Annotated in this window: 9 protein-coding genes and 1 pseudogene; 8 read left to right on the top strand and 2 right to left on the bottom strand. The window is 40.6% G+C overall.

All coding sequences use genetic code 11. The annotated features are described in order from the left end of the window. Positions 1-316: 316 nt before the first annotated feature. Positions 317-742 (bottom strand): transposase, encoded by a 426-nt coding sequence (locus tag BM283_RS16890; protein WP_254776420.1) that lies wholly within the window; start codon positions 740-742, stop codon positions 317-319. Between the two features lie 784 nt (positions 743-1526). On the opposite strand from BM283_RS16890, the gene BM283_RS16900 reads away from it, so the two are divergent. The 8 genes and pseudogenes from BM283_RS16900 to BM283_RS16925 all read left to right on the top strand — a co-directional run bounded on the left by BM283_RS16900 (position 1527) and on the right by BM283_RS16925 (position 5655). Then, complete coding sequence (locus BM283_RS16900) at positions 1527-1964, top strand: SRPBCC family protein (protein ID WP_090695218.1); 438 nt, start codon at positions 1527-1529, stop codon at positions 1962-1964. 494 nt (positions 1965-2458) lie between these two features. Continuing rightward, on the top strand, positions 2459-3097 hold the full coding sequence (locus BM283_RS20215) for a hypothetical protein (RefSeq protein ID WP_254776421.1): 639 nt from the start codon (positions 2459-2461) through the stop codon (positions 3095-3097). Further along, positions 3019-3291: an IS66 family transposase gene (locus tag BM283_RS20725; RefSeq protein WP_368086454.1), complete on the top strand. Its 273-nt coding sequence runs from the start codon at positions 3019-3021 to the stop codon at positions 3289-3291. Before BM283_RS20215 ends, BM283_RS20725 begins: the two co-directional genes overlap by 79 nt. Before the next feature lie 99 nt (positions 3292-3390). Further along, entirely contained in the window at positions 3391-3540 is a 150-nt protein-coding gene (locus tag BM283_RS19095) for a hypothetical protein (RefSeq protein ID WP_175492208.1), read from the top strand. Further along, positions 3522-3662 (top strand): annotated as a pseudogene (locus tag BM283_RS20225) (transposase); the annotation flags it as partial. The gene BM283_RS19095 and the pseudogene BM283_RS20225, both read left to right, overlap by 19 nt. 993 nt (positions 3663-4655) lie before the next feature. After that, positions 4656-4892, top strand: a complete 237-nt coding sequence (locus BM283_RS16915) for an IS630 transposase-related protein (protein WP_254776423.1) — start codon at positions 4656-4658, stop codon at positions 4890-4892. Between the two features lie 166 nt (positions 4893-5058). Then, positions 5059-5178, top strand: a complete 120-nt coding sequence (locus tag BM283_RS20730) for a transposase (RefSeq protein WP_368086455.1) — start codon at positions 5059-5061, stop codon at positions 5176-5178. A 198-nt stretch (positions 5179-5376) separates the two neighbouring features. Next, a complete protein-coding gene (locus tag BM283_RS16925; protein WP_090695226.1) occupies positions 5377-5655 on the top strand; it encodes a type II toxin-antitoxin system HicB family antitoxin in 279 nt (92 codons plus the stop codon). Positions 5656-5847: 192 nt separating this feature from the next. Here BM283_RS16925 and BM283_RS16930 read toward each other — a convergent pair whose 3' ends face one another. After that, positions 5848-6153 carry an integrase core domain-containing protein gene (locus BM283_RS16930; protein WP_090695228.1) on the bottom strand — a complete coding sequence of 102 codons (306 nt, stop codon included), beginning with the start codon at positions 6151-6153 and terminating at the stop codon, positions 5848-5850. Positions 6154-6254: the final 101 nt, after the last annotated feature.

A 6254-nucleotide genomic window follows, 5' to 3' on the forward strand; every position in this document is an offset into this window, starting at 1 on the left:
CGCATAAAATAGCGATGGGGTGGATGGGCTATGCCTATTAACTGAAGAAATCCCCACTTTTTGCCATAACTCCACCAGAAAACACAAAAAAGCTTAATGCTTAACAACAAATTCTGACTACAAATACGATTCATCCAAATTAAAAATGAATTTCTGGCAAATTCGCTCTTAGTTTGGATGCTCGTGCAAATATTCGGGTAGCTTCCTATCGAGACAGCTCCAATGGATGGTACCGTAATAGATGTGTGGGTTTCAGATACTAATGCAGGGCCAATTAGAGTAATTGATGTTAAATATGACGCAGAGTAAGGGTACTTTATGCATTTCGAGAATTTGCCAGGAAAGTACAAAAAGGTTTATGGCAATGAAAGATACGTCGCTCTTCTTCGCTGGCTTTGGGGTGACGCAGGCTTTTTTTATAAGTCACGCCCAGACGCTTTAAAGCGTGATTAATGCCTTGCTTGCTGACTCCCAGCCGTTTGGCGCGCTCGTACTGATATGCGTCCGGATAATTCTTGACGTTCTGCGCCAATCTCTCCATGTTGATCTTGGTGGCAGGCTTGTTGCGGGTGGTCTTGGGATCGGGCGTCTTGATCCAGCGCATCACACTGACGACACCTACGCAAAAACGCTTGGCCACTTGTGCGATTGAGAGGTTCTCCTTCTTCCGAACGGATAATATTTTATGGCGAAATGATATCGGATAGGTCATCTGTAAATTATAATCAGTTATAGTGTACATGCTATATTTAGCATCTCCCGCATCAGTTCATTTTTAGTAACCATGCTGGCACGCTTGACTTGCCATGTCGTTACATCACAGAACTGGATCGGTTTGTGCATCACTCTAAAGGCGACCGGCACTGATACTTTGCCATTGTGATAAGGCATTGAGCTCGTTAATCCCTTTTACCGCCCGTCCTTTACCAGGAGCATAAAAGATCATAATGCCAGCGCATGAACTCGTTCTCATCCGTCCATTCTTTCTCTTGAATCGTGTCATCAAAAATCAGACAGCCCGCTTCGCATTCAACCTGTGGCACGGCCGATTTAACCAGCCGCCATAAATCTTTGGAGGTGTAATTCTTCCCCCGATAAAAAACGCGTCATTTGGTCATGACTGACTTCGCCATCCAGCATTGTCGATAACCCTGTTTAACCCTGTTGCTGTTGCATAACCATTATTGCTTATCAGATAATTAGAATATAGCTCAAGCTTTTCTTTTTTCATGACCTAAATGATAAGCCTTTTTCGGCGGCCTGCGTAACATCAGTAAATAATAGAAAATAGAAGTTTCTGTTTTATACAGGAAATAACAAAACATGATATATACTCCCAAATATTAAGTTTATCATTTGGTAAAATGAAAGTATGAAATAGAAAGCAAAGATAAAAACATTACCCATCGTAATTTAATATTATGATCAAACCAGTACGCATATCATTTATATAGAACGAGCCTAAATTATCCTTGGCAAAGTGATTTATCATCCAATTATTACATGAAATGGGATGGACTTTTATAATGCCCAGTGTCTATAACTCTATTGTTGTTAACGCACCCATTGAGGTGGTATGGAGGCGTATCTCAGATTTTCATGATTTCTCGTGGGCACCATCTATCATAAAGCAGTGCGAGAACGTGGGAGGCATGGAAGGAACATCTGTCGATGCAAAGCGGCTTTTGAACGGGAATTTCTTGGATACACTAATTGCTTATAGTTCATTAGATCATCGTATTACTTATTCCATTGATAATGCACCTCCTCCTATTTCTCCAGAGAACATTCGTAACTATGTAGGTGATCTGCATCTATTACCGATTACTTCAGAGGGGAAAACATTTGTGGAATGGAGCGGCAGATGGGAATCAAATGAAACAGAGGCTATAGAATTTATGAATGATATGTATATAAAATTGTTAGAAGATCTCGCTGCTCAATTCAATTCTATGTCTTCCTAAGTAAACATGTATTTGGCCGCAGCATAAACTTGGCAGCATTGTGAAATATTTTTCTACAGTAATCTCATAAGATTCTGGTAGTTATCGATAGTAATTCATCAATTGTGAGTAGTACCCTGCATTAACAACTTAAATTTGGGGTAACTACTCGCCCCCTAAAATATTTAAAAAGACTTGACGGGTTTTTTTAAGCGAGAAAGATTCAATTTTGTGCCGCATAGATAAATTCCCACGGTAATCACCTTAGAACCAGCGATAAGCCATTTTCAGTATGGTTTTGCTGTTTTTTCTGGGTAAGCCTATTTTATCCTTACTGATTGGCTTACCGAGCGCCGAAAAAAGCCGTGTTATGATGGAATTATCGATAATAACCCATAAATATCAACGTAGCGAGCCTGGCTAAAACTTCAGTTAGAGACAAAGTCAGCCGTTTAAAAGCAGACTTTGATCGTCTTGGCTCTGAAGGAAAACTCTCTTCTGAAAGTCAGGCAATCATGAATAGCCTATTTATGATTGTCGAACTGATCCTGGCTATCTTTCTTGAACGCAGCACTAAAAAAGACAGTAGTCATTCCAGCAAACCCTCTTCGCAAACGTCGAAAGATGAATCCGCGTCAGGTCATCCTGGAAGTAACGGCAAAGGCAACAGTGAGAACAAAAACCAGGCCAGCAATAGCCGCGTTAACGAAACCGTTACGATTTCTCCAGTCCTCACTTGCGAGGTGTGCGCCCAAGATCTGAGTGAGGTTCCCTGTAACGATCATGAAAGGCGAACTAAGATCGATATTATATTTGAGAAAGTCATTGATCATGTGGATGCTGAAATTAAACGCTGTCCGGCTTGTGGTACTACGGTGAAAGGCGTATTCCCGCCAGACATGCACGGCCCGTTACAGTATGGCGATGGTTTAAAGGCTTTTGTGATTAACTTGCTGATCGGCCAGATGGTTGCTCTGAACCGGGTACAGAAGTTGGTGAAATCAATGATAGGGGGCGTGATTGCAGAGGCCAGTTTACTCAAGTTTGTGCTTCGTCTTCATCAGGCACTGGCAAGCTGGGAGAGCAAGCTGTCGAGAAGATACTCAATTCACCGACGATCAACCTCGATGAAACCTCTTTCCGGGTTGACATGAAGAACGACTGGATTCATGTCTATTCCTCGAGTGACATCACTCTCAAGTTTTTGCACCGAAACCGGGGCAAAGCGGCTATCGAAGCAATTAACATCATTCCGCGCTATGGCGGTGCCATTATGCATGACTGCTGGTCATCCATTTATCGTACCTCCTTGCAGACAGGGACTGTGCGGTTCACATCTGTTGCGTGAATTGACTTTTATTGTTGATGCGCACGACTATACCTGGGCACGCAATATGAAACACCTGTTACGACCTGCAAAGAAGTCTCTAAAAGCACGGAAAAGCGTTTGAATGACAAAGCGCTCGCCAATCTGCAAAAACGTTACCGGAATATCTTAACGCGTGCTGAAAAAGAACTGCCGGTCAGCTTGCCTGAACCCAATGGTAAACGCGGCACGCTTGCCAAACCTATGCACACAATCTTTGGGAAAGATTGAAAATTCATGAGGCAGCGGTGCTGCTGTTTGCGAAAGACCCGTATGTATCGTTCACCAATAATAGAGCAGAGCGGGACTTGAGAATGTCAAAGAGCAAACAAAAGATCTCAGGCTGTTTCAGGGTCAGCGAATATGCACATGCCTATTGCCGAATTTCAAGTTACCTGCAATCCCATGGCCAACAAAGGGTACAACCCGCTTATCGCTATTCAAATAGCGTTGGCTGGTGAGACTCATAAAGTATGGGGTGAGTAGTTATATATAAAGAATAGTTTTTACTTAAGAATGTTGTAAAAATCACTTTTTAAGTGCAAGGTTTTTGAATAAATTATGCAGAAACCCTTGCACTTGATTTGAGCTCAAGCTTACCTGAGTTCGAGCAATTTTATTAAACTGCATACTGTTATAAATAATATTCCTTATAAAACAATATATTATGGATAATAAATTTTATACAAAATTACAAGAAGTACTTTTTGAGTAGACTCTATATAAATTATTTGTGAATAAAATGTGAACTTTTTGTGAAGTTTTTCTTCTAACTTATAAAGTTTTTGTTAAAATATTGGGAAACTTTTGTGAAGCTTATACTTTAATATTTTCGATAACATTTTTAAAATTAATTTATTAGGGACTTATAAATTAGAAGGAACCAAGTTAGCAGTAGCGCAGCAATAATTCTTGGCCTTGTTTTACTTGGTGCTCTAGCCTCAATGGATTTGTTTTTATGGGTAGATATGTCTACTAGCACATTATTCTTTATGAGATATTTGATAATTGCTACAGTTAGTAGCATTTTGAAAAATAAGGGATGCTCTTCTCCTAGAGCTGTAACCTAAGTTACCTTAGTTGTGTAGCCTAAGTTAACTTAAACTCTGACAAGACCAATATTAATTCTAGTATTGGTCTTTTTTTATATGGCCTAACCAGTTAATAATGATTCATAAGGTTTAGAATTTAAAGAATATATCGATGGTTTTTTTGTTTTGTTGTCTACACAGTGCTTTGGTCTGCTTCCATTTGTGTTCGGTAAGACAATGAGAATACTCTTTAAATCATTATTAACTGATTTTGCTATATATAGTATATCCCTATAAATTGATTATAATTTACGGATGACCTATCCGATATCATTTCGCCATAAAGTATTATCCGTTCGAGAGAAGGAGAACTTCTCAATCGCGCAAGTGGTTAAGCGTTTTTGCGTAGGTATCGCCAGTGTGACGTGCTGGCTCAAGACTCCCGATCCCAGGACAACCCGCAACAAGCCTGCCACCAGGATTGACATGGAGATTCTGGCGCACGACGTCAAGGATCATCCCCGTACGCGTATCATACGAGCACACCCATAGCGTAAAAGATTGGCATGCAAGAGGCCGAACCAATGGGATCGGCGCTCTGATCGGAAAGGCGCTGCTGACCGTAGGCCTGTTCATCGCCAATATCACCGCCGACATTTTCTATGCGTGAGTGACGCAGGACCTGTTGCCTAAACTTCTGCCTGCTTGCGTGATTGTCATGGACAACGCAACGTTTCATAAACAGCAGGATATCAAAACCGCCATTGCCAACGCCGGGTATACGCTTGAATACCTGCCATCTTATTCTCCGGACTTTAATCACATTGAGCCTAAATAGGCTCAGGCCAAAGTCATCAGAAGAAGGGAGGGTTGTTCTATCGATCGCCTCTTTGCCGCTTATGAAATTTGAACCATTTTTATGAGATAGGCTATACTTTACGGCGACTTGATATCGGATAGGTCCTCTATAAATTATAATCAATTTATAGAGGACATGCTATAACTAGAAAAAGCTGGATTTAAGTAGAAGGGATTTATGAAATACCCCATTGCTATCGAACCAAATAATGATGATAAACACGCTTTTAGCATGGTCGTGCCTGACCTTCCCGGATGTTTTTCAGCAGGTGATACTATTGATGAGGCGATTGTTAACGCCAAGGAAGCCATAGAGCTTTGGCTAGAAATCGTTATTGATGATGGTGTCATCATACCAGAGCCAAAAACGATTATTCAGGCCAATCTGGAATACATTGGATGGGCATGGGCGAACGTTACAATTAATCTGAGAAAATTATCTGATAAGGTGGGCTAGTTCAGAACTGATTGTACAGAGTAGGTGAACTAGAGAGTATTGCTAATGCTTCGCAGTATTGATGTATTAGCCTCCACAGAATTCCTAGGAAAACCCTGAGTAATCAATTTATAAATTATCTGCCTGATGTGGTTCCCTGTAACTGGACAACCTGAAAGAAAGTTAAGCTCTGACATGTATAGTTAATCGAGTTCAGGCAACCCGATCAATTCTTGGATCATTATAGTAGATTTCATGAGGAGTAAGACTGTCAAGGCTTTGATGAAATCGTTCTTGATGGTACCATTCAAACCATGTGGATAAATTCTGCTTTATCTCCTTCAGATTATTGAATTCTCGGGTATATAAAAGCTCATATTTAACTGTCCGCCAAAGCCGTTCAATAAAAATATTGTCATAGTAGCAACCCTTGCCATCCATGCTGATCTGAATATGATGATCTTTTAGCCTGAATATTGCACGAAGGGAGATGGCGATTCCATAATAATTCTTTATAATTCAGTCACCTATGCTGAATAAAGAAAAGGAATTGCCAGTGACAAAGTGTACCCGGGAATCATTCAAATTTCCAGATGTAAAGAAGCGTACTGTTGAAGTGA

It is taken from the genome of Nitrosomonas sp. Nm34 (assembly GCF_900113925.1).
In the GTDB taxonomy this organism is placed as follows: Bacteria; Pseudomonadota; Gammaproteobacteria; order Burkholderiales; family Nitrosomonadaceae; genus Nitrosomonas.